28 protein-coding genes and 1 riboswitch are annotated in these 25,042 nt (G+C 39.9%); of the genes, 7 read left to right on the top strand and 21 right to left on the bottom strand.

Translation table 11 applies throughout. The features are described from left to right. Positions 1 to 68: 68 nt before the first annotated feature. The 7 genes from IHV09_RS19715 to yutH all read right to left on the bottom strand — a co-directional run bounded on the left by IHV09_RS19715 (position 69) and on the right by yutH (position 7,619). Entirely contained in the window at positions 69 to 1,223 is a 1,155-nt protein-coding gene (locus IHV09_RS19715) for an acetylornithine transaminase (protein WP_197265305.1), read from the bottom strand. Then, entirely contained in the window at positions 1,220 to 1,963 is a 744-nt protein-coding gene (gene argB, locus IHV09_RS19710) for an acetylglutamate kinase (protein ID WP_197189676.1), read from the bottom strand. Before argB ends, IHV09_RS19715 begins: the two co-directional genes overlap by 4 nt. Positions 1,964 to 1,978: 15 nt before the next feature. Beyond that, positions 1,979 to 3,205, bottom strand: a complete 1,227-nt coding sequence (gene argJ / locus IHV09_RS19705) for a bifunctional ornithine acetyltransferase/N-acetylglutamate synthase (protein ID WP_197189677.1) — start codon at positions 3,203 to 3,205, stop codon at positions 1,979 to 1,981. Between the two features lie 16 nt (positions 3,206 to 3,221). Next, positions 3,222 to 4,256 (bottom strand): N-acetyl-gamma-glutamyl-phosphate reductase, encoded by a 1,035-nt coding sequence (gene argC / locus IHV09_RS19700; protein WP_197265304.1) that lies wholly within the window; start codon positions 4,254 to 4,256, stop codon positions 3,222 to 3,224. 147 nt (positions 4,257 to 4,403) lie between these two features. After that, positions 4,404 to 5,180, bottom strand: a complete 777-nt coding sequence (locus tag IHV09_RS19695; protein ID WP_197265303.1) for an SDR family oxidoreductase — start codon at positions 5,178 to 5,180, stop codon at positions 4,404 to 4,406. 11 nt (positions 5,181 to 5,191) lie between these two features. Further along, positions 5,192 to 6,157, bottom strand: coding sequence for a 2-hydroxyacid dehydrogenase (locus IHV09_RS19690; protein ID WP_197265302.1), 966 nt, complete (start codon positions 6,155 to 6,157; stop codon positions 5,192 to 5,194). 439 nt (positions 6,158 to 6,596) lie between these two features. Then, the gene (gene yutH / locus IHV09_RS19685; protein ID WP_197189681.1) at positions 6,597 to 7,619 is read right to left on the bottom strand and encodes a spore coat putative kinase YutH; all 1,023 of its coding nucleotides are present in this window, start codon (positions 7,617 to 7,619) and stop codon (positions 6,597 to 6,599) included. A gap of 183 nt (positions 7,620 to 7,802) precedes the next feature. Between yutH and IHV09_RS19680 the strand changes: the two genes are divergently transcribed. Then, complete coding sequence (locus IHV09_RS19680; protein ID WP_066397286.1) at positions 7,803 to 8,300, top strand: phosphatidylglycerophosphatase A family protein; 498 nt, start codon at positions 7,803 to 7,805, stop codon at positions 8,298 to 8,300. Positions 8,301 to 8,627: 327 nt separating this feature from the next. On the opposite strand, the gene IHV09_RS19675 is transcribed toward IHV09_RS19680, so the two are convergent. The 3 genes from IHV09_RS19675 to IHV09_RS19665 all read right to left on the bottom strand — a co-directional run bounded on the left by IHV09_RS19675 (position 8,628) and on the right by IHV09_RS19665 (position 10,641). Beyond that, on the bottom strand, positions 8,628 to 9,395 hold the full coding sequence (locus tag IHV09_RS19675; RefSeq protein WP_197265301.1) for a TIGR01457 family HAD-type hydrolase: 768 nt from the start codon (positions 9,393 to 9,395) through the stop codon (positions 8,628 to 8,630). A 66-nt stretch (positions 9,396 to 9,461) separates the two neighbouring features. After that, entirely contained in the window at positions 9,462 to 10,112 is a 651-nt protein-coding gene (locus IHV09_RS19670) for a helix-turn-helix transcriptional regulator (protein WP_370569005.1), read from the bottom strand. Positions 10,113 to 10,200: 88 nt separating this feature from the next. Beyond that, positions 10,201 to 10,641 carry a DUF86 domain-containing protein gene (locus tag IHV09_RS19665; RefSeq protein WP_197265299.1) on the bottom strand — a complete coding sequence of 147 codons (441 nt, stop codon included), beginning with the start codon at positions 10,639 to 10,641 and terminating at the stop codon, positions 10,201 to 10,203. 103 nt (positions 10,642 to 10,744) lie between these two features. On the opposite strand from IHV09_RS19665, the gene IHV09_RS19660 reads away from it, so the two are divergent. Beyond that, positions 10,745 to 11,014: a DUF3055 domain-containing protein gene (locus IHV09_RS19660; protein ID WP_197132069.1), complete on the top strand. Its 270-nt coding sequence runs from the start codon at positions 10,745 to 10,747 to the stop codon at positions 11,012 to 11,014. Positions 11,015 to 11,107: 93 nt separating this feature from the next. Further along, positions 11,108 to 11,404, top strand: a complete 297-nt coding sequence (locus IHV09_RS19655) for a hypothetical protein (RefSeq protein WP_225218678.1) — start codon at positions 11,108 to 11,110, stop codon at positions 11,402 to 11,404. Positions 11,405 to 11,484: 80 nt separating this feature from the next. Here IHV09_RS19655 and IHV09_RS19650 read toward each other — a convergent pair whose 3' ends face one another. Further along, positions 11,485 to 11,760 (bottom strand): YutD family protein, encoded by a 276-nt coding sequence (locus IHV09_RS19650; protein WP_066238928.1) that lies wholly within the window; start codon positions 11,758 to 11,760, stop codon positions 11,485 to 11,487. Between the two features lie 121 nt (positions 11,761 to 11,881). Between IHV09_RS19650 and IHV09_RS19645 the strand changes: the two genes are divergently transcribed. After that, a complete protein-coding gene (locus IHV09_RS19645) occupies positions 11,882 to 12,493 on the top strand; it encodes a YhcN/YlaJ family sporulation lipoprotein (RefSeq protein WP_197189685.1) in 612 nt (203 codons plus the stop codon). 40 nt (positions 12,494 to 12,533) lie between these two features. Here IHV09_RS19645 and lipA read toward each other — a convergent pair whose 3' ends face one another. Next, positions 12,534 to 13,418 carry a lipoyl synthase gene (gene lipA, locus IHV09_RS19640; RefSeq protein ID WP_197132073.1) on the bottom strand — a complete coding sequence of 295 codons (885 nt, stop codon included), beginning with the start codon at positions 13,416 to 13,418 and terminating at the stop codon, positions 12,534 to 12,536. 205 nt (positions 13,419 to 13,623) lie between these two features. Here lipA and IHV09_RS19635 point away from each other — a divergent pair, with 205 nt between their 5' ends. Next, complete coding sequence (locus IHV09_RS19635; RefSeq protein ID WP_197132075.1) at positions 13,624 to 14,625, top strand: M23 family metallopeptidase; 1,002 nt, start codon at positions 13,624 to 13,626, stop codon at positions 14,623 to 14,625. A gap of 142 nt (positions 14,626 to 14,767) precedes the next feature. Here the strand turns inward: IHV09_RS19635 and IHV09_RS19630 are convergent, their stop codons facing one another. From IHV09_RS19630 to IHV09_RS19605, 6 genes are all read right to left on the bottom strand, one after another. Beyond that, on the bottom strand, positions 14,768 to 14,872 hold the full coding sequence (locus tag IHV09_RS19630; protein ID WP_137791787.1) for a methionine/alanine import family NSS transporter small subunit: 105 nt from the start codon (positions 14,870 to 14,872) through the stop codon (positions 14,768 to 14,770). Between the two features lies 1 nt (position 14,873). Next, positions 14,874 to 16,376, bottom strand: coding sequence for a sodium-dependent transporter (locus IHV09_RS19625; protein ID WP_197132077.1), 1,503 nt, complete (start codon positions 16,374 to 16,376; stop codon positions 14,874 to 14,876). Positions 16,377 to 16,566: 190 nt separating this feature from the next. Continuing rightward, positions 16,567 to 18,156, bottom strand: a complete 1,590-nt coding sequence (locus IHV09_RS19620) for a Na+/H+ antiporter NhaC family protein (RefSeq protein ID WP_231618427.1) — start codon at positions 18,154 to 18,156, stop codon at positions 16,567 to 16,569. Positions 18,157 to 18,298: 142 nt separating this feature from the next. After that, positions 18,299 to 18,481: riboswitch (Lysine riboswitch) on the bottom strand. A gap of 104 nt (positions 18,482 to 18,585) precedes the next feature. Next, positions 18,586 to 19,425, bottom strand: a complete 840-nt coding sequence (gene yunB / locus IHV09_RS19615; RefSeq protein ID WP_197132083.1) for a sporulation protein YunB — start codon at positions 19,423 to 19,425, stop codon at positions 18,586 to 18,588. Between the two features lie 72 nt (positions 19,426 to 19,497). Further along, positions 19,498 to 19,974, bottom strand: coding sequence for a dihydrofolate reductase (locus IHV09_RS19610; RefSeq protein WP_197265298.1), 477 nt, complete (start codon positions 19,972 to 19,974; stop codon positions 19,498 to 19,500). Further along, positions 19,971 to 20,765: a thymidylate synthase gene (locus IHV09_RS19605; RefSeq protein WP_197265297.1), complete on the bottom strand. Its 795-nt coding sequence runs from the start codon at positions 20,763 to 20,765 to the stop codon at positions 19,971 to 19,973. Before IHV09_RS19605 ends, IHV09_RS19610 begins: the two co-directional genes overlap by 4 nt. A 123-nt stretch (positions 20,766 to 20,888) precedes the next feature. Between IHV09_RS19605 and IHV09_RS19600 the strand changes: the two genes are divergently transcribed. After that, positions 20,889 to 21,191 carry a YunC family protein gene (locus IHV09_RS19600; RefSeq protein WP_066397323.1) on the top strand — a complete coding sequence of 101 codons (303 nt, stop codon included), beginning with the start codon at positions 20,889 to 20,891 and terminating at the stop codon, positions 21,189 to 21,191. A 469-nt stretch (positions 21,192 to 21,660) separates the two neighbouring features. On the opposite strand, the gene IHV09_RS19595 is transcribed toward IHV09_RS19600, so the two are convergent. Further along, on the bottom strand, positions 21,661 to 22,503 hold the full coding sequence (locus IHV09_RS19595) for a DUF72 domain-containing protein (protein ID WP_197265296.1): 843 nt from the start codon (positions 22,501 to 22,503) through the stop codon (positions 21,661 to 21,663). Positions 22,504 to 22,527: 24 nt separating this feature from the next. Then, positions 22,528 to 23,274, bottom strand: a complete 747-nt coding sequence (gene nfsA / locus IHV09_RS19590) for an oxygen-insensitive NADPH nitroreductase (protein ID WP_197265295.1) — start codon at positions 23,272 to 23,274, stop codon at positions 22,528 to 22,530. 299 nt (positions 23,275 to 23,573) lie between these two features. Here nfsA and modA point away from each other — a divergent pair, with 299 nt between their 5' ends. Next, entirely contained in the window at positions 23,574 to 24,362 is a 789-nt protein-coding gene (gene modA, locus IHV09_RS19585) for a molybdate ABC transporter substrate-binding protein (RefSeq protein ID WP_197265294.1), read from the top strand. A 291-nt stretch (positions 24,363 to 24,653) separates the two neighbouring features. Here modA and IHV09_RS19580 read toward each other — a convergent pair whose 3' ends face one another. Further along, positions 24,654 to 24,914, bottom strand: a complete 261-nt coding sequence (locus IHV09_RS19580; protein WP_197132099.1) for a hypothetical protein — start codon at positions 24,912 to 24,914, stop codon at positions 24,654 to 24,656. Positions 24,915 to 25,042: the final 128 nt, after the last annotated feature.

Genomic DNA, 25,042 nt, shown 5'->3' with positions numbered 1-25,042 from the left:
TCCTTGTATAAAACTTATATTTATTTGTATTTTTATTCATTTATGTGTAAAAAAATAGCACCTTTCATTTAGGTCACTGTTTCATACTTGTTGTTAAATGCTCTTTGAATCGTGTTTAGAGCGATCGATAACTCTTCATCCGTAACGTTTAACGGAGGTAATAATCGAATAACGTGCTCGCCTGCAGGAACGGTTAATAAGCCCTGTTTCTCTATGTTTATTATGAGTTCTCCGGCGTTCTCACACTCAATTCCTATCAATAATCCTTCTCCTCTTATTTCTTTTACAGATGAAAATTTTATTAAGTGCTTCTCTAATTGCTCTTTAAAGTTTTTTCCCTTACGATCAACCTCATTTAAGAATTCGTCGTTGAAGATGATATTCAAAACACTTTGGCTGACTGCACAAGCAAGAGGATTACCTCCAAACGTCGTTCCATGACTTCCTGGTCCAAACGCTTCAGCTAGTTTTCTTTTACCTAGCATAGCCCCTATTGGAAAACCATTTCCTAGTCCTTTAGCAAGGGTAACGATATCTGGATCTAATCCGAAGTGTTCATAGGCATATCTTTTACCCGTTCTGCCGATACCCGTTTGGACTTCATCAATGACCAATAAGATATCGTTCTTCTCACAGATTTCTTGCACTTCCTTATAAAAATCTAAGTCAGCGATTTTGATACCGCCTTCTCCTTGGATGACTTCCATCATGATTGCAGCTGTGTCGTTGTCTGCTTGATTCTTCAGTTGCTCAATATCGTTCCATGGCAGGTGTATGAATGTTGACACGAGGGGTCCATACCCTTCTTTTATCTTCTGTTGACCAGTCGCCGACATAGAACCGAACGTTCGACCGTGAAATGAATCGTTAAACGTAATGATCTTATTTTTCTTTGTGAATTTCTTAGCCAGCTTGATTGCAGCTTCGTTTGCTTCCGCACCACTATTGCAAAAGAAAGCTAAATCCAAATATGTGTGATTTACAAGTGTCAGAGCGAGCTGCTCTTGCTGTTGGATTTCAAATAGATTGGAAGTATGCCAAATGCAATCGCTCTGTTTTTGAAGTGTTGCAACCACTTCAGGATGACAATGTCCTAGACTTGTAACAGCTATCCCGCTCGTGAAATCTAGATACTTTTTATTGTCTTGGTCATATACATAACTTCCGTTTCCTTTTTTAAGTTGTATTTGCTTTCTTTTATAAGTTGGAAAAAGTGCACTCATGTGATCAATACCTCCTTAAGCAACTCTGTTCCTGACAAAGTTTGATCGGTGATTCGTACTTGCTTGATGTTTAAATCGAGACATTTTATAGCCGCTTCAACCTTTGGTACCATGCCTCCCTTTATGTGTCCTTCGACAATACTGGTAAAAATGTCAGCGATCGTTAAGCATTCCATCCACTCTCCAAGCACTGAAACACCAGGGGTATCTGTAACAAAACAGATCGACTCAGCAGATAAAGAAGCTGCTGTTTCTCCAGCCGCTGTGTCTGCGTTAATATTAACCGTTTCACCCGACTCTGTTACACCTAGAGAAGCAATGACTGGGACCTTGCCAGCATCTAACACGTTTTGGATAATCTCTGTATTTACTTTCTGTATACTTCCAACCCAACCATAATTCTCTTTATCTAAAAAATCACAAGTGAGTAAGCTATTCTCTTCTCCAGAAAGTCCTTGAGCTGATATACCTTCGTTATTTAATCTCTCTACAAGATTTTTGTTGGTAATGTCCTTTAACGCTGTTTTTACATAGGAAAGTGATTCTGGGCTTGTTACTCGGATGCCATTCTTCATTTGTAACGGCAACCCCGATTCTGACAGCTTTTTATTGATTTCCGGCCCTCCTCCGTGAACGATGACGATCTTTTCACCTTGTTGAATCCTATTTTTAAGAACTTCAAAAAAAGCAGGTTGTAAGTTAGCTAGCGTACTTCCTCCAATTTTCACAACATGAAACACAACACTCGCCTCCATTTAGGTACGATAACTTGCATTAATCTGAACATAATCATACGTGAGATCACATCCCCACGCTCTTCCACTTCCAAAACCTTCTGATAGTTCGACTGAGATATGAATTTCATGGCTTTTTAAATAGTTACGAATTTTTTCCTCTGAAAATAGTACTGGCTCTCCATCTACTACGACTTCATGCTCACCAATCTGTATTTTTACAGCGTCCGGATTAAACGAAACTCCGCTATATCCAGCTGCAGCAAGAATTCTGCCCCAGTTAGCATCGCAGCCAAACACAGCAGTCTTCACTAAGGGAGAACCTACTACCGTTTTAGCTATGATTCTCGCATCTTTATCGGATGCTGCTCCGCTAACTTGAACCTCGATCAGCTTGCTCGCACCTTCCCCATCTTTTGCAATAAGTTTGCCTAAATCTTCACAAACGAGTACGAGTGCATCTAAGAATAGTTCCCACTCAGGGTGGTCTTTGTTTAACTCTTCATTCTCACCCATTCCGTTTGCAAGCATGAGTACCATGTCGTTCGTCGATGTATCACCATCAACAGTAATACAGTTAAACGTACGTTCTACAGCAAATGACAAAGCCTCGTGGAGATCATCTTGTTGGACAGCCGCATCTGTCGTGATAAAGCCCAGCATCGTAGCCATATTGGGGTGTATCATCCCCGATCCTTTTGCCGTACCTGCAATCGTTATATTCTTATTATTAATTTTCAACGAGTAAGCCGTATTCTTGGAAACAGTATCTGTCGTTAAAATGGATTGAGCAAAATCAATCGAGCCTTTTAACTCAGAATCTAATACTAGGTTTTCAATACCCGTTGATATCTTATCCATCGGCAGATGTTCACCGATTACGCCAGTTGAGGCAACTCCAACATAGTGCGGAGGAATACCCAGCTTTTCGGCCGTCTGAATCTGCATGTGCCGAGCATCATTCAAGCCCCTTTTTCCTGTACACGCATTTGCATTTCCAGAGTTCACGATGATCGCTTGAAGCTTGCCTTCTTGAGAGATACTATTCTGAGTAACTTTTAGTGGTGCTGCCTGTACTTGGTTCGTTGTATAAACACCTGCCGCATTCGCCGGAGTAATACTATACAACAATCCTAAGTCGAGCTTTTTATGTTTCACACCACAATGAAGTCCGCTTGCATAAAATCCTTTTGGCGTCGCGATGTTGATACCTGTTACCTTTTGAATCGTTGCTTTTGTTGCCTGCATATACTGCCTCCTCTAGTTAAGGGAACATCGGTGAAGACTTTAATCCCTTCGTTTCTTCCATTCCGCACATCACATTCATATTTTGAACCGCCTGACCTGCAGCTCCTTTTAATAAATTATCAATACAAGAGATCACCGTGATACGGTTTGTACGCTCATCAACGGCAAACGTAACATCACAAAAATTGGATCCGTACACTTGTTTTGTAAACAGATTTGCTTTTTCATTATGAACTCTGACGAAGTATTCACTGTCGTAATAAGATTCATAGATTTCTTTTACAGATGAAGAGGTAACTGAATCTGTGAGTTCCGCATACATCGTAGTCATGATGCCTCTTGTCATTGGAACAAGGTGTGTATTGAATGTTATTTTCGTTTCGGTATCCGTACATGACTGTATCGTTTGCTCGATCTCTGGAATGTGCTGATGTTGATTGACCTTGTAGATGCCGAGGCTATCATTTACTTGTGCAAAATGCGTTGCTTTACCAGGCGTTGCACCCGCTCCAGAAATCCCGCTCTTTGCATCAATCACGAGTGAAGATGGATGGATCACGTTTTCTTTTAGTAACGGGAGAATACCTAGGAGAGCTGCGGTTGGATAACAACCTGGGTTTGCGATCAGCTTCGCATTCTGTACCTCTTCTCTCTTCCATTCTGTTAATCCGTATACCGCATCATTTACGAGTGATTGTGGAGGAGGCTCTTTTTTGTACCACGCTCGATAGGTATCTGCATCTTTTAAACGAAAATCCCCTGCTAGATCAATGATCTTCAAGTTCCCATCGAGTAGCGAAGGAAGAAACTCTGATGAAACGCCGCTCGGTGCGGAGGAAAATACGATATCTAAGCCATCGGATGGCAGTTGTTTCAGTGATCTTAGCTTCTGATCATGAACATGAGACAGATGCTGAATTTCTTCTGAAAGCTCATTACCCGCTTTAGAGGATGAATAGAGAACAACTTCGGTAATCTCCGTATGTGCCGATAGCAGCCGGAAAAGTTCCATCCCACCATATCCGGTTACACCAATAATTCCTGCTCTCATTCCATCACTCCTTAAATAAGTTATGGTTCATTATAGGACTGTATAAAAATTAATTCAATAGTATATTTATAAATAATTTAATTTTAATAAAAAAACTGACTTTTTGGGTATTCGAAGATACCACTAAAGTCAGTCTCAAAAATGTTTCTATTGTCTTAAGAATCCACCTTCTGAATGGATGATCTGTCCGGTTATCCACTCTGCTTCTGGTGTTGTTAAAAATGCAACTAACCTTGCCGCATCTTCTGGTTTCCCAATCCTTCCTCCAGGAAACTTAGGCAGAAGAATTTTTTCTAAATCCGGGTTGATCCAGCCCGTATCTGTTGGACCAGGGTTCACTGCATTAACAGTAATTCCTTTATGTCCGATTTCAGCAGCTAAAGATATCGTTAACGCATCGACGGCTCCTTTTGTAGCCGCGTATGCTAACTCACCGAGCATCGGACCTTTCGACTGGCCGGATGTTAGATGAACGATACTTCCTCTGTCCCCTGTAAAACGCTTGGCAAACTCTATACTTAAAAGAGTTGTTGCACGAATGTTGATTGCATAATGAGCATCTAAAATCTCACTTGTTGTATCTTCCCAGCTGTGATTTTGTGACATACAGGCGTTATTCACAAGTATGCTTGCTACTCCTAATTCACTTTCAACTTTTTCTAGAAGTTTCGGAATGTCTTCTGCAGCACTAAGGTCAATTTCTTCATACAAAGATTTTACTCCGAAATTTTTTAGTTTCTCCACAAGCTGTTCTGGGTCATTTGTATGGTCACCTGTGTGCATGGTTGTGTCATATGTACCCCAAGTCGTAAAGAAAATATTAGCTCCCCTTTTTGCAAGCTCAACACAAACGGCTGCGCCAATTCCGTTTAAACGGCTTGCTCCCGTAACAATGGCTGTTTTACCTTCTAAAGAACGATACATCTTGTACCTCCTTATGTAACAGGCGTTTCTGCGCCTTTTCCATCCAATATATTGGTTATGTTTCTGCATGCAAGTTCAGCCATCTTCATTCTTGTTTCCACACTTGCACTTCCGATGTGAGGTAGGGCTACCACTTGTTTCATCGACAGAAGAGGATGATCGACTTCAATCGGCTCTTGCTGAAATACATCAAGCCCTGCACCCGCGATTTCCTGGTTACGTAATGCTTCAATAAGCGCAGATTCATCAACCGTCGCACCTCTGCCTGCATTAATGAATATCGAGCTATTCTTCATACTCTGAAACGCTTCTTTATTAAACATTCCTTTTGTCTCAGATGTTAATGGTGCAAGAGAGACAACAAAATCTGATTGCTTTAAAAGCTCATGAAGTTCTTTGTATTCTGCACCGAGTGAGATTTCTGCATCGGGCTTACGATTTCGATTATGATATAAAATTTTCATATCAAAGCCTTTTGCTCGCCTTGCTACGGCTTCACCGATTCTTCCCATTCCAACAATACCGATTGTTTTATGATGAACATCTGCTCCAGCAAGCAATAGAGGTCCCCAGCTGTTCCACTTTCCTTCTTTCACATAATTTGCTGATTCAACGATTCTGCGCGCTGTTGCAAGAATTAGAGAAAATGCTAAATCCGCCGTCGAATCTGTTAATACATCTGGTGTATTACAAACCGTTATCCCTTTTTGTTTTGCGGCTTCGACATCGATGTTGTCATAGCCAACTGCTAGATTGGCAATTACTTTTACTGAAGATGCTTCATCAAGTAATTCGCTATCGATTTTGTCTGATAGCATCGTGAGCAATCCATCTGCTTTTTTGATTTCTTTTAAAAGCACTTCGCGTGGTACAGCCTTTTCTTCATGTGGCCACATATTGATCTCTGCAATTTGCTCTAGTTGACTAACCGTTTCTTTCGGTAATTTTCGTGTAATAAAAACATAAGGTTTTTGCATACGCTTTCACTCCCTGCTTGCTATTTTCTCATGGGAAAGTGAGAAAATAAAGAAATGGTACTTATGTATGTAATATTCTTGTACAAGATATCTAAAAAGAATTTTGCTTTTCTTTTTCACTTCCTCTGCAAGTTGATTGGAGCGCAAGGTTGCCGACTCCTATGGGACGAGCGTTCAGTTCTAAATGTGGAAGTGGCTCGTCCAGCCCCGACAAGCAAAAGGTGAATGGGCCTGGAAGTCGCACTTTGCCTTTTTGACCATTCAACTTTTGACCTCGAGGGGCTTTTCACTGCAACTAGACAAGTGGCTCACCGTTCGCCCCATGGAAAGCGAGCAACCTGTAGCGGAAATCAACTACTTTCAAAGACAACACTGTAGACGAAAACAACAAAAAAAGAGGTATAACTCAAAAATCTTACTTTTTGAGCTACCTCTTTCATTAGATCATGGGAACGAGCCAATCGACCATTGGAATATTTAACTCTTGAACCGGAAGACCGATCGATCTGTAAAAGCTTTTTAAGAAGTATTCATTTTGCTTTTCATACGAGATTAAGTCAGTAAAGCGGCGAACATACAGTTCTTTTCCAATATCTCTCTCATTATTATAATGTTCATCAACCGTATCAAAGTACTGTGAAGGAAAGAGGAGTCTGCCGTATAGAAGCCTCCAAGCCCCTTTAGATAATGGCTTTACTTTTTCATATTCGTCGATCAACTGCAATACTTCGTGACTTCTGAATTCTGGCTGATAGATCTTCTCCCTGATGCATTCTGCAAGGTCTCTCATCGGACTATCGATCACCCAGCCCACAGGCAGTTTCACAAAACTGTTAGACGTCCGAATCCATGACCGCTCACTGAATCGATCGTAACAAATTGCAGCAGAACCTATTCCTTTAGGTCCTCTCTCTAGTTGGTAATCCGTAATATATTGAATTGCATTTTCTGCCATTCCCTCATAATAAGGAAATGTAGTCAAAAATAATTGATCAAAATCGTTCTTTTGCTTTCTGGCTGATATTTCTGCATATCGGTTATGCATTTCATCCACACGATTGATCCATAATAACGGCCATTGTCCGTATGCGATTTGTTCAACGGGATAATACTGTTCAAGCCCTTTTCCTCGCTTATGAAATTCTGCTAGTTCAGAGCCCATTTCAATATTACGATTTTCCCCTTTTTTAGGCTCAACTTTAAAAATGATAACAGACTCACCATCTACATAAGCGCTAGGCATATTGGTGATCGTAGGCTGCAGAACAGGAATGTTCTCTTCTCCACGCTGCTGTAAATAATCACTGATATACATCATTTCTTGCAGTTTCTCATAAGACATCTGCTGCTGCGGTATCACGATGTATTGATTTCCTTTGCAATAGAAGGTCCGATAACCTGATTCAGATCTTCTGTCTTCACAAACTAGTTGATAATGATGAAATATATCTCTTTCAAACAAAGCCGATCCCCCCACCCCTTCAGCTTTCCAGCGGTCGATCTTTTCACACCACCGCATGATTGGATACAACATTGTATGCCCATATAGGCGAAGTGGTTAGTACTTTTTATAAATTCATAACTTTACTATGAAAACATATACTATACAAAGCTAAGGAGACTAACAGAGAAAAGGAGTACAAGGATGCCAAACAAAAAAGTGGAAAAAGTCGAAGAAACTGCTCGCAAACAGCTGAACGAACGGGGCGTTACGGTAAACGATATTGCTGAACTTGTTTATTTTCTCCAAGTCCCCTACCATCCTGATCTTAAAATGGATGTATGTAGAGAAAACGTTGAGAGAGTCATCGCAAAACGTGAAGTTCAGAATGCCATTCTTACAGGCATAGCGCTTGATGTATTAGCGGAACAGAAAAAACTTGAGCAGCCGCTTCAGGAAATATTGGCTCGCGACGAAAGTCTTTATGGGATCGATGAAGTGATCGCACTCTCAATCGTAAATATATATGGCTCGATCGGCTTTACCAACTATGGATTCATTGATAAACAAAAACCGGGTATTCTAGAAAAGCTTAATGATAAGTCTACAGGTATGGTTCACACCTTCTTAGATGACATAGTCGGTGCTATTGCAGCTGCAGCATCGAGCAGATTGGCACATCGTGCAGCAAATGAAGAATAAAAATAAGGCTTAAGAACAAGAGGATCCTCTTTGACTTAAGCCTTTTTCATTTTTTGTTAACTGGTTGTTGCTACATAGTCTCCATCGGGAAAAGCAAGTACGCTGAAACAAAAAGCTGCATCAGTTCTTAACTATTAGTAAGTCATTCAGTTAACTTGGCTTCCTTGGCAAGTTGGTTGGAGTGCAAGGTGCGAGACTCCTGCGGGACAAGCGGTCAGGTGAGACCATTAAGGGCGCATAGCGGCAAGGGGCTCACCGCCTGCCCCGCGGAAAGCGAGCATCCTGAAACGGAAATCAACCACTTTTAAGAGCAACTTCGTAATTAGCTTAATTGATCTCCCACTCATCCAATCCGTTAACGGTATACGTTGGATGCACTTCAATTTCTTCAAGGTGTTTCTTAGTTGTGACTCCTGTGTGCACAAGCAGAGTATCTACCCCGGCACGAATACCAGCTAAAATATCTGTTTGATAGTTGTCCCCGATCATGAGTGTTTCTTCCTTTTTTGTGCCGAGTGTCTCTAACGCCATCTCCATGATGATGGACTCAGGCTTACCGATAAACGTCGGTTCTGTTTGCGTAGAAACCGTAATGACTGAAGTTAGAGAGCCGTTTCCTGGCAGAAGTCCTCTTTCTGTTGGAAGTGCAATATCGCCATTTGTAGAGATAAAAGTTGCTCCGTTACGGACTGCCAGGCATGCTTTTGCTAATTTTTCGTATGTGATCGAGCGATCGATCCCGACCACAACATAGTCAGGGTTCTCTTCAACAAGTTGCAGTCCTTGCTCTTGAAGCGCTTCTCTTATTCCATCTTCACCGATACAATAGACAGTCGCATTTTTCTTTTGTTCAGAAATATAATTGGCTGTTGCCATACTCGTCGTATACACATGCTCTGATGAGGCTGGGATATCGAATCCTGCAAGCACATCTGCCACTTGTTTTTTTGTTTTAGAAGAATTATTGGTCACAAACAAATAGGGAAGATTTTTTTCGTTTAGTTTTTTAACAAAATCAACGGCCTCAATAATTCGTTCTGTACCTCGATACATTGTTCCATCCAAGTCGATCAAGAATCCTTTATATGCCTTCATTATGCTCTCTCCTTTTATGTACCTTCTCATTTTACCCACTTCAAAAAAAAACACACCTGAAGCGATTTAGACTTCAGATGTTTGCTTTTCTTCTTTTATCACATAGCAGCAATAATCTCCGCCTTTTGCCATGCACGTCTTTCGCTCAACGGCATCTGTTTGAAGCATGCGCTTAAACAGCGAAAGTTCACAAGAGCAGGCTTGCTGATATTCATTCGCTACCTTAGCTATCGGGCAATTGTACTCTGTTAATACATAGGTTCCTGGATCTTCGCCTCTTTCCCAGTCCACCATATAACCCGCTTCATTTTGTATGTTCGACAGTTCATTTACTTTTTGCTCAAACTCTGTGAGTGTGTTCATTCGATCTTTGTATCTATCCTGAAGACGATTTTCACGACGCTTAAACAATTCATTAATTGTTTCTGTGCCACTCACTTCTTCTATATCTTTTAAAAAATCTACGGTAAGTCCTGAATAGTTACGTGGAAATTGTTCGTCACCGCTTGCTGTAAGATGATAAAAATGAATTGGTCTTCCCATAGCCTGTCGCACAAGAGTCGTTTCAATCACATGGTCGCGCTCTAATGTGTTGAGATGACGACGAACCGCCATTTCGGTTATTCCTAGGGATTTCGCCATTTCCGTAACAGTCATCCTCTTATTCCTTTTTAAAAGATAGATGATTTCATCACGGGTTGAGGTGTGATTCTTCATGGTCATCACCATCCTTTGTCACCATTTTATCGTAAATAAGGGTAAACGTACATTTTTAAATATAAATGTATAAAAACTCTACTTATCCTTATTCAGGTAAAAATGCAGAAACTGGCCCCAACTCTTCCTCTAGATACCGTTTTACATGTATTGGGAATGCTGAAAGTTCTTTCTCTTTTGAAGCGATTGTATCGTATATGATTTTAATATCAGCCGAAGTGTAATCTTGAACAAGTGATTTACGAAGGTTTACCACTTCCTTTAGTGATAGTGCTTCATCATTTGGGATTACCTTTTCATCAATCAGGATATCAAGGATATCTTCAAAGCTTCCTGGATCGCGCATGATAAATCCATCAATGATCATATTTCCTACGTCCATCATCGATTCGATCAACATATGTCCGATTCTTTCCACCACAAGTGTTTCAAGCTTATTTTCTGGGGCTGCTACTTCCTTGAACGTATGGATTAACTCATTCATATACACTAAATGTTCATTGATTTTCTTTCGATCAACAAAATACATAGTCATCACCTTTTGTAAGTTTCTCAAGTAAAGTGTAACATAAAGTAAGAGCAATCATATGGACTCAAAATTTAAATTTTGCTTAGTACGAAGGAGGAACAAAATGAACGAGGAAACATTTTTCTTATATGATGATAAAGAAACAACAGAAACGCGCTTTGTAAGCTTCATGGGACGAAACACTCGCTTTGATCTTGCCATCACCAAAACAACAAGACATTACGGAAAAGCTTTAGTTCTGAACATGTTAGGCAGTACGTATGCCATCATCGGTCAAGATGACCTAGAAGAAGAGGGCTATTTAGAACACGCGTTTAATCTAACCGAAGAAGACGCGATGGAGCTTCGTGAATTTTTAGCAGAAGTTGTTTAAGATGTAATCAAAATGTACCAAAAAAGAATCATGCTTTCTTGGAGACACTTTAGATAAGGATACTTTTCTTATCCTAAAATGACCGAAGAGAGGATGGTTTTTTTGTTCGAAAAAGAAAAAGAACAATATACCGATTTTTCGAATGTAGAGACTGGTCGTAATTACGTACTTCCTGAGGATTTACCTGAAGGTCCGTACGGCTCTCCAATCAAGAGAGCTTTAGGAAAATCGACTCCTTGGAGAGAAGAACAGCGTTATTATAGTGCCTTTAACTATGAAAACAAAACCCTTCATGAAGGTCTGGAAAGACAAGATCCTGGTGCTCATCCCACACACGATGATCCAGAATATCATACGGAAAAGCCTTATGAAGATTCTAGAGGCTCGTAAAGTAACCTTGGTGACTTTTTAGTAGCCTTTACGTCAATTTTAAGATCATCGCTAAGACAAAGAAAAACCCCTGAATTTTCTCAGGGGTTTACTTTTTTGACTACAAAATACGGACAACCGAAATTACAATATTCGTAAATGTACTCCGGCAGTGTACTGATCTTCGTATCAAACGTAGCCTTTTCATGATTGTCTTCAAAGAATCCACGAAGTCGAAGCTGTTCGTAACCGAGATCACCAACAATATAATCGTATTTATGTAATATTTCACTATAGCGCGCTTTAAATTGTTCCTCATTAAAGGCTTCTCGTACATCTTCAATCACTTCATAGGAATAATTACCAACTGTAATCAAAAATGCTTCACCTCGTTTCCTGATACTTATTTTACCATGCTTGTACTCGTTTCAGCCAACAATTTCTTCGTAAAGATCTTCCCATTTAAGGCACTCTATAGAATAAGGAGGTGAAACACCTGTGAAAAAATTAGGAATGTTCTTATTGATCGGCTTGATGCTCGCTGGATGCGGCGGCGGTGATCAGAAAAAGATGGGACAAGAATATAAATTTTCTAAAACCAATGTAAAAGATGAGAATCGAATTGGCAACAACATGAACTATGGGGACTTTGGATATATGCGTCATATGTCGGGGGACAAAGTAAAAACAGGAAATGCGGTTCCATACTTAAATCGCCAAAAGCTTGCTGATATGATCTCTGATATGGTCCTTCAACTACCGGATATTAAAGATGTCGGTACATTAGTTACGGATGAAGAGGTACTGATCGGCTACAAAACAACAAACAAGGATCGAAACGCAGCTGCTGACCAAGTAAAGATGACTGGATTCTCTGTCGTTCCAAGATATTATCACGTCTACGTATCTGACGAAAAAGGAATGATTGATAAGATCGAACAATATCAATCACTAAATAATGATACGGAACAGATCGAAGGCATCATGGACACGTTAATCCAACAAATGAAAAAAGCGCCTCAAGGTAAAAAGTGGAACTATGGGGAAAATGAAAACGGTGAGATGAACGGCGAAACAAACAATATGCGTAGTGAAATGGAAGGCAAATAAAAAACCAGAAGCAGATCGTTGCTTCTGGTTCTCTTATTTTTTAGCTGTTTTGTGCAGCTGCGTTTACTTGCTCATCAGCATGGTAAGAAGAACGCACAAGCGGTCCAGACTCACAATGCTTGAATCCTTTAGAGAACGCGATATCACGCAGCTCTTTAAACTCATCTGGTGTATAGTATTTTTGTACTTTTAAATGTTTCTTAGTAGGTTGTAGATATTGACCGATCGTCATGATATCTACGTTATTTGCACGTAAGTCATCCATCGTTTCTACAATTTCATCCCACGTCTCACCTAACCCGATCATTAGACTGGACTTTGTTGGGATGTTAGCATTCATTTCTTTTGCACGACGCAAGAACTCCATGGTTCTGTCATACGTAGCACGTGCACGAACTCTCGGAGAAAGACGTCTCACCGTTTCAATATTGTGGTTCATAATATCTGGTTTTGCATCCATCAATGTTTTCAGTGCATCAAAATCACCTAACATGTCAGATGGAAGGACTTCGATGGAACAGAATGGATTACGAGCACGTACAGCACGAACGGTTTCGGCGAATACATGAGCACCGCCATCTTTAAGGTCATCACGCGCAACCGCTGTGATTACAACGTGTTTTAAACCCATTTGCTCGACAGATTCTGCAACGCGTTCTGGCTCTTGTAGATCAAGTTCTGTCGGTAGTCCTGTTTTAACGGCACAAAAACGGCAAGCACGTGTACAAATATCTCCAAGAATCATGAAAGTAGCCGTTTTTCGAACAGCCCAACATTCATGGATATTTGGACATTTTGCTTCTTCACATACCGTATGTAGCTTTTTCTCACGCATCATTTTTTTAAGTTCTTTATAATTTTCATTCGTGTTTAGCTTTATTTTTAACCACTCGGGTTTACGTACATATTCTTCTTTCTTTGCCATCATCATCACCCCAAATTTTCTTGGTCTTTCGTATAATGAACGTTCGTATTTTAGTTTCTACTTAAACATTATTGTCCCCTCAATACTCTACCATACGACAGGGTAAAATTCCAAACATGAGTTTTTTCCAACATTTTTCCTTCATGTTTTTTCTTAACTTCAACAAACTATAGATAAATGATAAGAAAGGAGTGGATTGGGACGCATGAGGAAATTTTCAGTCCTGTTCCTCACTCTGACAGCCCTTCTAATAACCTTTCTTCCGGAAAGCAGGAGCACGGCCGCAGAGCGATATACGAAAGAAGATGTGGAAAGGCTTAGCCTCTATAAAAAAATGGAGTCCGTTACTCTCATTCCATGGCACTACTTTGCAGGCGTAGACCAATATGAAAGAAGCGTGAGAAAAGCGAGAAGAGATCTACCTGCCAGAAAAGGATTAGTCGGCATTTACTTTTCTCCTTTACAATGGTCTGGACCGATCAACCCTACTATGGACGATACGAACCCTGAACGTATTTCCATGTTTGGTGGAATCGGAAAAGACGGTAACAACGACGGAATTGCAGATCGAAACAACGATGAAGACATTTTATATACATTTAGTGAGATCATTCAAAAGCATGGGCATGATATAGAAAATTTCAGAATCGGCCTTTGGAGCTATTACCAGCGTGATAAAGCCGTGGATATTATTATGGAAAACGCGAAGATCTATGAGACCTATGGAACCGTTTCTCTAGACAAACACAGCTTTATCGTTCCATTAAGATCGAACTATAGCTACCGAAGCACTTGGGGAGACCGACGCGGCTTTGGTGGATTACGTATCCATGAAGGCACAGATATCTTTGCAGATTATGGAGTTCCGGTAAAAGCCGTTTCATACGGAATTGTTGAAATTAAAGGATGGAACCGTTTTGGCGGATGGAGAATCGGTGTCCGTGATATCAATAATGTGTATCATTATTACGCCCATTTAGGGAGCTTTAATAAAACAATTGAAAAAGGATCTATCGTCGAACCCGGAACTGTGCTTGGTTATGTGGGCAGCTCAGGCTACGGCCCTCCAGGAACATCAGGAAAATTCCCTCCCCATTTGCACTTTGGTATGTACCGTGACAACGGATATACGGAATGGGCATTCGATCCATACCCTTATTTAAAAGCATGGGAACGTCAGGAGCGCATTAGCAACAGGCGAAGATAATGATAAATGGTGGCAAAGTTGAAAAAGAAGCTTGAGGGCTTCTTTTTTATATGGCGCTCGTAATTCTCGAGCCTTGCTCTGGTTTACAAGCGCTATCATAAGAAAAAAGCTGATTCTTCAATTGAAGAACCAGCTTCACCCTTTATTTCTTTCTCGAAACGCGAACCACGTTTGCAATACTCGCTAGGAGGCCGCCCCATAGGATAACCATGCCAATCACCATCATTGTAATCGCACTGCCTGTCATATTAGCTGACCTCCTTTTTCTCTACTGCCACTTCAGATTTCCACTTCACTAGACCGAGTACGATGCCGAGTACGATTACGCCAACTGCCACGGCTACACCATACGTAAGGATCAGTTCTGTAGGATAACCTTCATAGTTTTCTGCAAGGTTTTGTTTAATGTTATCAAACATCATGTAACCAAGAAGGATTGGTGTGATCACCCCTAGACAAACCTTCCACCATAAACCTGTTCGTAAGTCAGAGATAGCGTTCGCATGGTTTTGAAGTCCAGCCAATTGTCTGACGAACCAAGCAACAATGACTACTTCTACAAGACCTGCTAAAGTGATACCGAAGTTGTTGATGAAGTAATCCACGATATCAAGCATGTACAGTCCGCCTTTTGTAGCGAAAAGTAATGAGATAACAGATGCTACTCCTCCACCCATCAATACAGCTTTTGTTCTAGAAATGCCAAACTTATCTTGTAATGCAGACACATACGTTTCAACGATCGAGATCAACGATGTCATACCAGCGAATACAAGGGTTAAGAAGAAGATTGTTCCAAAGAAGGCATTTCCGCCTGGGAACTCATTAATAATTGCTGGGAATACTTCAAAGGCTAGTCCGATTCCGCCTTTTACAACTTCATCAACCGGCAGACCTTGTTGCATCGCCATGAATCCTAAAGCGGCAAATACACCAATACCTGCAAGTAGTTCGAATCCTGAGTTTGCGAAACCTGTAATAAATGCATTATTGTTAATATCTGATTTCTTAGGCAGATAGCTTGAGTACGTTACCATGATTGCAAATGCGATCGATAATGAGAAGAAAATCTGACCGTAAGCTGCTACCCACACCTTACCATTATTCATCATGCTCCAATCAGGTGTGAAGAATGTGTTCAAACCTTGAGCAGCACCATCGAGCGTTACGGCACGAATAACAATTAACGTAAACATAATAACTAAAGCTGGAATAAAAATTTTGTTAAAACGCTCGATTCCTTTCGATACACCTTTATAAAGAACAAGAAGTGTAACGACCCACACGATTAGAAGTGCGATCAGAATACCTGGTACGATACCACCCAAGTCACCAGGCGTCTTGCTTAATTGAAGGACTTCACCGTAGAAGAAGTCAGAAGGCTTGTCTCCCCAAGTTAAGTTTAATGAGTAAATAGAATACTTAATCGCCCAAGCGATGATAACCGCGTAATAAGTAGAAATAACAAATGCTACAAATACTTGCCACCATCCTAGCCACTCCGCTTTTTTGTGAAGTCGGAAATAAGAAAGTGGAGCAGATCCACGGTACTTATGACCTAGCGTAAATTCTAGGATTAGTAAGGGAATCCCTGCCGTTAAAAGTGCTATAAGATATGGGATGAAGAATGCTCCTCCACCGTTCTCATAAGCAACCGCTGGAAATCTCCAGATATTGCCTAGGCCGATTGCTGAGCCGACCGCTGCTAATATAAACCCATAGCGGCTTCCCCATTGCTGCCTATTTTCCATTGTTGTATCCCCCTTTTTATGAAGTCGAAAAGTTTACAATTGTTACTTTTTTCTGATAATTCTGTGTTCAGTATATTACATAACATGAAAACCTGTCAAAATGTTTTTAGTTATTTTGTCGGAATAAGGGGGAAAAAGTCGTATAAATATAAGAAAAAGTGCCTGGTTAACTACCAGACACTTTCAAAAATTAAGCCTTTAAAGATTGATCACTAATGCTATTTTTACTAGATACTTTTTTAATTATGAAGAGCGCTAAGATAAATATTACAGCAGATGCGAAGAGGCCGACCCAAACACTTTCTGTGAACCCAAGGGCAAGATAACCAACGGCAGACACTCCAGCAGCCACTAGGCTATAAGGAAGCTGGGTCATGACGTGATCAATGTGATGACTTCCCGCTCCTGTTGAAGAAAGGATTGTAGTATCTGATATTGGGGAACAATGGTCACCAAAAACAGATCCCGCTAGTACTGCAGCAAGAACAGGAAGCATTAACTCAATATTTGTAGAAGCTGAAATTTCTGCTGCGATCGGTAGCATTACTCCAAATGTACCCCATGAAGTTCCTGTCGCAAAAGCCATTAGCCCTGACAGTACAAAAAGAACAAACGGCAGATAAGCTAAATTCATATGCTGATCAACTAACCCTGCTAGATACGTCCCTGTTCCTAAGCTATCGATGATAGAGATGATCGTCCATGCAAAAAGCAAGATCGTAACAGCACCGATCATAGACTGAATACCGCGTCCCAGTCCTTTTCCTAATGATGCAGCACCCATCTTCTTTGGAAGGAAGAACAATATAGCAGAAGCTAAACCAAGCAGACCACCATATACTAATGATTTTGGTACATCGGTATTCTCAAAAATAGATAAAAGTGTGATGGCCGTTGGTTCTTCTAGCCCCTTCACATTTTGAATACCTGTATAGATCATGAATCCAACCGTTGAAATAATCAAGATTACGATTGGCCAAACAAGGTCTCCTACTTTTCCTTTGTCACTTTCTTCGAGCTTAATACCTTCTCCAATTGCAGCTTTTTTATCAGCTGCAATCACTTCTCCTGTAGCAAGAGCTGTTTCCTCATGTTTTTTCATCGGTCCAAAATCAAGTTGAAAATACGCTACAGCAAATACTAGGATTAACGCAAACACTGCATAAAAATTCATTGGAATCATTTGAATAAAAGCACTAAACGCAGACATATTTGTGATCTCATGTGTAGCAAAGATCGTTCCGATAATACCGATAATGTACGCTCCCCAACTTGAAACAGGTGAGATTACACACACTGGCGCTGCAGTTGAATCAAGGTAATATGCCAGTTTCGCACGCGAGATGCGGTGTCGGTCAGTAATAGGTCTACTTACATTTCCGACAGCCAACGAATTAAAATAGTCATCAATAAAAATGACGAGTCCAAACACAACCGTTAAAAGCTGTGCACCTCTTCTCGTTTTCACTCTAGAAATGGCCCACTCTCCAAAAGCTCGGCTTCCACCTGCTAAAGAGATAATGCTCGTCATCATTCCTAAGATTAATAAGAACAGAAGAATATAAACATTCCACTCATTTAATGCACCGTCTGAAATAAAATGCCCTTTCACAATAGTACCAATTTCTTTCAGTGTAGCTACAATACTAAAATCGTGAAGCAATAGGGCTCCCGCTAGGATCCCAGCTCCTAATGAGACTAACACTCTTCGCGTTAGAACAACCATCAAGATTGCCAATACGGGTGGTATTAACGAATAAATCGAATTCTCAATTTCCATGATGTTCCTCCTTCTTTTATTTAGCCATCGATATTGAGGAGTTCTTACAGGACGTTGAGGAAAAAAGGACAAAATAAAAAGCGATCAATAGACAAGGAAATAACCTGCTATCAATCACTTAAGTAATTTATGGTTTTCCTCATCGATCAGTAGTCCTCCACTGCTTTTAATTCCCAAGCAGTGACAGTTTTACACTTGTTTAGTGTAAACCCAGCAAAAGTGAACAGACGGTTTACTTTTGCTTCGGCGGAAGTTCCTTTCCTTTTTCTTCACAGACGTCACTCTCTGAAAAAGTACTTATAAAATCCGCTCCTCTACCCCATCGGTGATAGGCTTAAAGACATATAAAATTTTAAATTCAATTTCAATTATAACAAACCAGGACGAATGGTCAACCTAAACAGGATTTGTTAAATGAAGGAAATATATTTATTCTGCTGCTTCTTCCCCACTTGTGTCTTCTGATGGACTATCTTCAGAAGGCTCCAATTCATCATGAGATTCCTTTTCTTTTAAGTCTGGTGTAATCGGCACAGTCGGCTGAATAGGATCTCCAGATTGATTATAATAGACAGGGACTTCCCCTTTAATAAACTGTGCTGTTATCTTTATTGGTCTTTTTACAACAGTCGTTTCTGTCGCAAAAGGAATAACGATCCTCGTTTTCACTGTGACTACAATATCAATATTGATCCACGTATTGTTGATCCCTGAATTCTCTATTTTCTCTTCGATATCTGTGTTCGCTTCACCAATCAACATAAATTTGATAGGAATTTTCGGCCCTAAGTTAGCTAGGAGAGAGTTTCTTGTTGCTTGCCCAAGAGGTATTTCCATAATAACACCCGGTTCGTTCTTATAGGCTGTTATTCCTAACTCATCATTGGTTATTACTTCGTGTGCTTTTCCTTCTTCTATTTCCTTCAGGTATTTTTGAACGACTTTTTGTGACTGGTTGGCAACCTGGTTGACTACACTCTGATTGATTCCAGCAAAGACTACATTTCCTTCTGTATCGGTCTTATATTCGATGATGTCATTCATTTCCGAAGGCCCTAAAATTTCATTGTCGATCGCTTCACTTATTGCAAGTGCGGCGATTTCTTCCGTTTTCTTTTGAGCAATCAACATAAGTGTTGGTTCGATCCCTTTGTTTACAAGCCATAGCCCTTGAATCGTTATAAAAGTAAACAGAATAAATGAGATCAATAGTACAAATCGGAATGGAAGTGGCCCTTTTCGAAGTTTCATTTTTCTGCGCTTAAGCAAAAGGTAACCCCCCTTTATCTACATATACATATGTATGCAGACAAGAGGGGGGCTCATTCAAACTTTATGGTTTTAATTTTTTTCGTAGACTACAAAATCGTGATGATATTTGTTCTTTTCATCTACAACACCTGGTTTACGGGAAACTTCCTTCCATTCCTCACGATTGATTTCTGGAAAAAACGTATCAGCATCAAAGGTGTGGTGGATCTCTGTGACATACAAGCGATCTGCAACAGGCATGAACAGCTTAAAGATCTCCGTTCCCCCGATCACACATAGTTCTTCTGTTTCTTTTTGAATGACTTCGTGGACAGAATGAACGACCGTCGTTCCCTCAGCTTGATACTGCTCATCTCTTGTTACCACGATATTCTCTCGACCAGGCAAAGGCTTCCCGATAGATTCATACGTTTTACGACCCATCACGATCGGCTTTCCCATCGTTACGTTTTTAAAATGCTTGAGATCGTTAGGCAAGTACCACGGTAGATCATTGTCTTTACCGATCGCGCGATTTTCATCCATCGCTACAACAAACGAGATCATACGCTCACCACACCTTTAATATGTGGATGTGCCTCATAGTCTACAAGCTCAAAGTCATCGTAAGTGAAATCAAAAATACTCGTCACGTTTGGATTAATCTTCATCTTAGGAAGAGGCTTTGGCTCACGAGTGAGCTGCAGCTCTACTTGTTCAAGGTGATTGGTGTAAATGTGCGCGTCCCCAACAGTGTGAACGAATTCTCCTGGTTTAAGTCCGGTCACTTGAGCCACCATCATCGTTAACAAAGCATATGACGCAATATTAAAAGGCACACCTAAGAAACTGTCTGCTGAGCGCTGATAAAGCTGGCAGGAAAGCTTTCCATCGGCAACATAAAATTGAAACAATAAATGACATGGTGGCAGCGCCATATTCGGAATATCAGAAGGATTCCATGCAGAGACGATTAATCGTCTTGAATCTGGATTCTTCTTGATGTCTTCAATTACGTTTGAGATCTGATCGATCGTCTCACCGTTCGGAGCAGACCATGAGCGCCACTGATGTCCATAAACAGGACCTAGGTTTCCAGCTTCATCAGCCCACTCATCCCAAATCCGTACACCGTTTTCTTTTAAATAAGCAATATTTGTGTCGCCTTTTAAGAACCAAAGCAATTCATGAATAATCGATTTTAAATGCAGCTTTTTAGTCGTAACAAGTGGAAAGCCTTTCTGTAGGTCAAACCTCATCTGACGACCGAACACAGAAACGGTCCCCGTGCCTGTCCGATCCTCTTTTTTTGTACCGTTATGTAAAATATCTTGAAGAAAATCCAGATATTGTTTCATCCCTCATCGCCTCCTATTTTTCTTTTAATCGTATCATACGAAAAGTCATAAAAATAGCTTCAACACCTAACACTTTTTCCCTTCTATACACATAAAAATAATAGTGAAGAAAGGAGTGGAAGCATGTTAGAGATGAACCCGATCTTAATCGAAGGACATCCGTTTACCGCTGTCACCCTTCGTTTGCCAAAAACGAATTTTATGGCTGTATTCAACGACAATGGATATATCATGTGTGGGGCACTTGACGTAGCTCTTTTAAACGAAAAGTTAGCAGACCGTAAAATTATCGCAGGACGCGCTGTTGGAGTAAGAACAATCGAACAGCTGCTGGATGCACCTTTAGAATCTATTACTCTTGAAGCAAAAGAAAAAGGTATTGAAGTTGGTATGCAAGGGCGGAAAGCACTTTTAAAAATGATTTAGAGCATTTTATCGGCGAGATTTGAAATATATCGGCAAGAAAAAGAATATATCGGCCAAAAATCATTTATATCGGCAACTTTTCAAATATATCGGCGAAAAATGAAATATATCGACATTTGCAATAAAACGACAACACCCTCTGCCAAAATGGCAGAGGGTGTTTCATTATGCTTTAAAACGATCTCTTGTTATTTTTAATGAAATAAGATTAATGCATAAGACCAAGGATAAGAACTGTATGCGCTTCGCATCATTGATATATATGTAGACACATAGTAAGTAAACGCCACTGATGATAAAGGCAATTTGTAAGCAGTACATCATCTGAATCAATTTTTTGAAATTCAAAGTGATCCCCACTTTCTTTATCCAGTTCACGATATTTCGTTCACCCTATTAGTATATCAGTCTACCTTGAAAAATGAATCGTTTCCTTCTTTTTGAAATGGATTTGTAATATAAGGAAAACTCAGAACAGATCCAATTGTCTTGGAGCCAAAAAGTCGTATTGAATATCCAGAAGTTCAATCATCTGCTTCGCGTTATCGGCAGCATCTCCACCCGAATTATTGTTAAAAAGAATGGTTAGATCCTTCGTTTCTGAAGAAAGCTGTTGTATGCGCTCCCTCCATTCTTGAAGCTCTGTCTCATTATAACGATATAGATAACGTACTTCTCTCCAGTTCGGTTGACCTTGGTTGTTCCAACCATAAACGTTTCGGCCATGCATCCTAACAAGTGTCTTTTCCGATGTTGTGTGCATGACGATTGGAATCGAGCCTTGTCCGGCTTGAGGTTCATCACAAATTGTATGAATCCAATTCTCTTCCCTAATAAATTGAAGCGTCTTCTCCTTCATTTCATCACTGAACCAGGTTTGATTACGAAACTCAAGAGCTAAAGGAATATCACCCATCATTTCTTTTGCATAGCGAAGCATCTGGACATTTTCTTTCTTACAATCAAACCACGGTGGATACTGAAACAAGACCATTTCAAGCTTGCCTGACGAGATGACAGGTTGAATAGACTCTATAAACGCCTCATACATTTCTTTGACAGATTCAAAAGGCAGCTTGCCTCTTGAATGTCCCGTCATCCCTTGATACGCCTTTACAACAAACGAAAAATCCTGTGGTGTAGAAGCTACCCACTTTTCATAGTTTTTGACAGGCTGTACCGCGTAAAAGGAAGAATCAACTTCTACAACAGGAAAGTGGCCGCTATATACAGCAAGCTTTTCTCTTGCAGGAGTACCATCTGGATAAAGAGAATCGTGATCTCCCCAGCCTGTTACACCGATTTTTATCATTCTTTGAAGTCACCTGCCTGTGAGTTACAATTTATTTAATCCTTTTAATTGGACAAACTCTTTCATATACGTTCGTTTAGGAGTCGCCATCGATGCTGTGATCTGCGTGACCCAGCCTTCTGTACGTTTTCCGCCTGTTCTTTCTGTGTAATATGCAGCAGTTTCTTTTTCATACTGATCTAGGAGAGCTTCTGTTTCCTCTGTACTTTGGTATTGATTTTTATGGAAAACCGCTTCCATCGGTAAACGAGGCTTTTTCCCAGGTTCTGCGTCCGGATATCCAACCGCTACCCCAAACAACGGAAGTACATGTTCTGGGCAATCCAACAACGCTGAAACTTCCTGCAGTTCATTACGAATTCCCCCTATATAAACGATACCAAGTCCGAGAGACTCTGCCGCTACAGATAGGTTTTGTGCAGCAAGAGCGGCATCCACCGATCCTACGATAAACGCTTCAGTGGATTGGATCGTTTCTTGAATATCTATTGACTTCATGTTTGCTGCAATTGTATGACGGTTGTAATCCATACAAAAGACAAAGAAATATCCATTGTCTGCAACATAAGACTGATTACCCGCCAGCTCAGCTAGTTTTTCTTTCTTTTCCCGGTCTTCTACTCCAATAATCGTACAAACTTGTTGATAGCTTGAAGTAGACGCAGCTTGAGCACATTGTACAAGTGTTTCAACCGTTTCATCATCTAACGGCTTGTCTTTAAACTTTCGAATCGATCGGTGAGCTAATATTGTTTCTATAATTTCGTTCATCATATATTGCTCCTTCTTTAAAGTAATGGTTGATTGCATTATATCTTTTTCGTATATAAAAATGCGAACCATTTGAAGTCTTAATAATCTCTTCTTCTCATTAACGCAAAGAGATGGTATACTAATTTAGCGATGAGCTAATTGCATAAGACGAGATTGACGCGCCTTTTGGCAATGCACTATGTGGAGTGCTGTCTCTCGCCGCAATATACGCAAAAAAGACGTCCAATCGGGCGTCTTTTTTCTATATATTCTTACCTGGACACTAAAAAAACAAAAGTTAAGTGAGGAGAGAGAAGATGAAGAAAAGTTATACAATTTTACTTCTAATCTGCTTGTTTGCAACATTATTATCTGCATGCTCAAAAAATGAAGCTTCAGAGTCAGCCAAAAAAGAATCTAATGTAGAATTAACAATTTCAGCTGCAGCCAGTCTACAAGATGTATTAAATAAAATTGCGACCCAATATGAAAAAGAAAATCCGAATGTCAGCATCACTTATAATTTCGGAGGCTCTGGTGCCCTTCAACAGCAAATCTCTAACGGTGCACCTGTTGATCTTTTTTTCTCTGCAGCAGAAGATAAATTTGACCAGCTTGTTAAAGAAGGACTCATTGAAAAGAAACTAGGAACAGATCTGGTAGGAAATGAACTTGTCTTAGTCGTTGGGAAAGACTCACAAAACATCAAGCGTTTTGAAGATTTGATAAAGGTAAAAAAAATAGCGGTTGGTACTCCTGAAACGGTTCCAGCAGGTCAATACGCCACAGAAACGCTAGAAAAATTGGAGTTATTAAAAGAAGTTGAAAAAAGAATCGTTTACGCCAAAGACGTTCGCCAAGTGCTTACATACGTAGAAACGGGTAATGTCGATGCTGGTATCGTTTATAAGACTGATGCGATGATCTCTTCTAAAGTCAAAGTAGCAGCTGTTGCTAAAGAAGATACTCATTCGCCTATCATCTATCCAGTCGGAGTAATAAAAGAGACTTCTCATAGAAAAGAAGCAGAGCAGTTCTATAAATATTTGCAAAAAGAAGAAACATTAAATACGTTTGAAAAGTTCGGTTTTAAAAAGGTTGAATAATCGTTCACTTACGAGCATGTAAACACAAAAAAGCCTTGGTGCAGTCACCAAGGCTTTTCTTTATTAACCGATTGAACCTTCCATCTCAAACTTGATTAACGAAGACTTTCATAACATATTAAATAGATGTAAAAACTCTGTTAATTCAAGGTTTTCCATGTATTGATTTTTAAACTATTTCAATGCTTTTCAAATTCAGTTGGCACAAAGTTGGCACGAAGCCTTCCTTCTCCTAAGGATCTTAATTTAACCCTTTAACTTCCTTATGGCTTTTGCTTGTTAAACTTATTGTTAATGTTCAATTGATTTATGTTCCATAGATCTAGTAACAATTTCTGAATTACGATTCGTATTTAACACTGGCGTAACAGGTTTAAATAAATTCTTATCAACTTTATTAGTAATAATAAAGTTATACATATCCATATCCTGTTTGAATTTTACAGTTTTCAATGGTATTGCGATTAAAGTTAAAATAATGATCTCAAATATCGCTTTTTCACCTACTAACAGTATCCCTATTAATGGCATTGTCATTAACAGCTTTCTCAATGAAAAATCCCCCTATTTATATTTTCATAATTTTTCAAAAATAACCTGATTATATTTTACCACATTATTACAAATTTGATATCTACTATCCTTACCAGATTAAATTAAAAAACAAAAAGCACTCCTAA

Origin of the sequence: Fictibacillus sp. 23RED33 (assembly GCF_015903925.1) — a bacterium.
Lineage (GTDB): Bacteria > Bacillota > Bacilli > Bacillales > Fictibacillaceae > Fictibacillus > Fictibacillus phosphorivorans.
Note: the sequence above shows the minus strand (reverse complement) of the source record. Positions and strands in the feature narration are given on the sequence as shown.

What these genes read in the sequence shown, in the direction of transcription:
- IHV09_RS19715 (WP_197265305.1), bottom strand. Translation starts at nt 1,223, where the DNA reads ATGAGTGCACTTTTTCCAACTTATAAAAGAAAGCAAATACAACTTAAA.
- argJ (WP_197189677.1), bottom strand. Translation starts at nt 3,205, where the DNA reads ATGCAGGCAACAAAAGCAACGATTCAAAAGGTAACAGGTATCAACATC.
- argC (WP_197265304.1), bottom strand. Translation starts at nt 4,256, where the DNA reads ATGAGAGCAGGAATTATTGGTGTAACCGGATATGGTGGGATGGAACTT.
- IHV09_RS19695 (WP_197265303.1), bottom strand. Translation starts at nt 5,180, where the DNA reads ATGTATCGTTCTTTAGAAGGTAAAACAGCCATTGTTACGGGAGCAAGC.
- IHV09_RS19690 (WP_197265302.1), bottom strand. Translation starts at nt 6,157, where the DNA reads ATGCAAAAACCTTATGTTTTTATTACACGAAAATTACCGAAAGAAACG.
- IHV09_RS19680 (WP_066397286.1), top strand. Translation starts at nt 7,803, where the DNA reads ATGCCAAACAAAAAAGTGGAAAAAGTCGAAGAAACTGCTCGCAAACAG.
- IHV09_RS19675 (WP_197265301.1), bottom strand. Translation starts at nt 9,395, where the DNA reads ATGAAGGCATATAAAGGATTCTTGATCGACTTGGATGGAACAATGTAT.
- IHV09_RS19670 (WP_370569005.1), bottom strand. Translation starts at nt 10,112, where the DNA reads ATGAAGAATCACACCTCAACCCGTGATGAAATCATCTATCTTTTAAAA.
- IHV09_RS19665 (WP_197265299.1), bottom strand. Translation starts at nt 10,641, where the DNA reads ATGTATTTTGTTGATCGAAAGAAAATCAATGAACATTTAGTGTATATG.
- IHV09_RS19660 (WP_197132069.1), top strand. Translation starts at nt 10,745, where the DNA reads ATGAACGAGGAAACATTTTTCTTATATGATGATAAAGAAACAACAGAA.
- IHV09_RS19655 (WP_225218678.1), top strand. Translation starts at nt 11,108, where the DNA reads ATGGTTTTTTTGTTCGAAAAAGAAAAAGAACAATATACCGATTTTTCG.
- lipA (WP_197132073.1), bottom strand. Translation starts at nt 13,418, where the DNA reads ATGGCAAAGAAAGAAGAATATGTACGTAAACCCGAGTGGTTAAAAATA.
- IHV09_RS19635 (WP_197132075.1), top strand. Translation starts at nt 13,624, where the DNA reads ATGAGGAAATTTTCAGTCCTGTTCCTCACTCTGACAGCCCTTCTAATA.
- IHV09_RS19630 (WP_137791787.1), bottom strand. Translation starts at nt 14,872, where the DNA reads ATGACAGGCAGTGCGATTACAATGATGGTGATTGGCATGGTTATCCTA.
- IHV09_RS19625 (WP_197132077.1), bottom strand. Translation starts at nt 16,376, where the DNA reads ATGGAAAATAGGCAGCAATGGGGAAGCCGCTATGGGTTTATATTAGCA.
- IHV09_RS19620 (WP_231618427.1), bottom strand. Translation starts at nt 18,156, where the DNA reads ATGGAAATTGAGAATTCGATTTATTCGTTAATACCACCCGTATTGGCA.
- IHV09_RS19610 (WP_197265298.1), bottom strand. Translation starts at nt 19,974, where the DNA reads ATGATCTCGTTTGTTGTAGCGATGGATGAAAATCGCGCGATCGGTAAA.
- IHV09_RS19605 (WP_197265297.1), bottom strand. Translation starts at nt 20,765, where the DNA reads ATGAAACAATATCTGGATTTTCTTCAAGATATTTTACATAACGGTACA.
- IHV09_RS19600 (WP_066397323.1), top strand. Translation starts at nt 20,889, where the DNA reads ATGTTAGAGATGAACCCGATCTTAATCGAAGGACATCCGTTTACCGCT.
- IHV09_RS19595 (WP_197265296.1), bottom strand. Translation starts at nt 22,503, where the DNA reads ATGATAAAAATCGGTGTAACAGGCTGGGGAGATCACGATTCTCTTTAT.
- nfsA (WP_197265295.1), bottom strand. Translation starts at nt 23,274, where the DNA reads ATGAACGAAATTATAGAAACAATATTAGCTCACCGATCGATTCGAAAG.
- modA (WP_197265294.1), top strand. Translation starts at nt 23,574, where the DNA reads ATGAAGAAAAGTTATACAATTTTACTTCTAATCTGCTTGTTTGCAACA.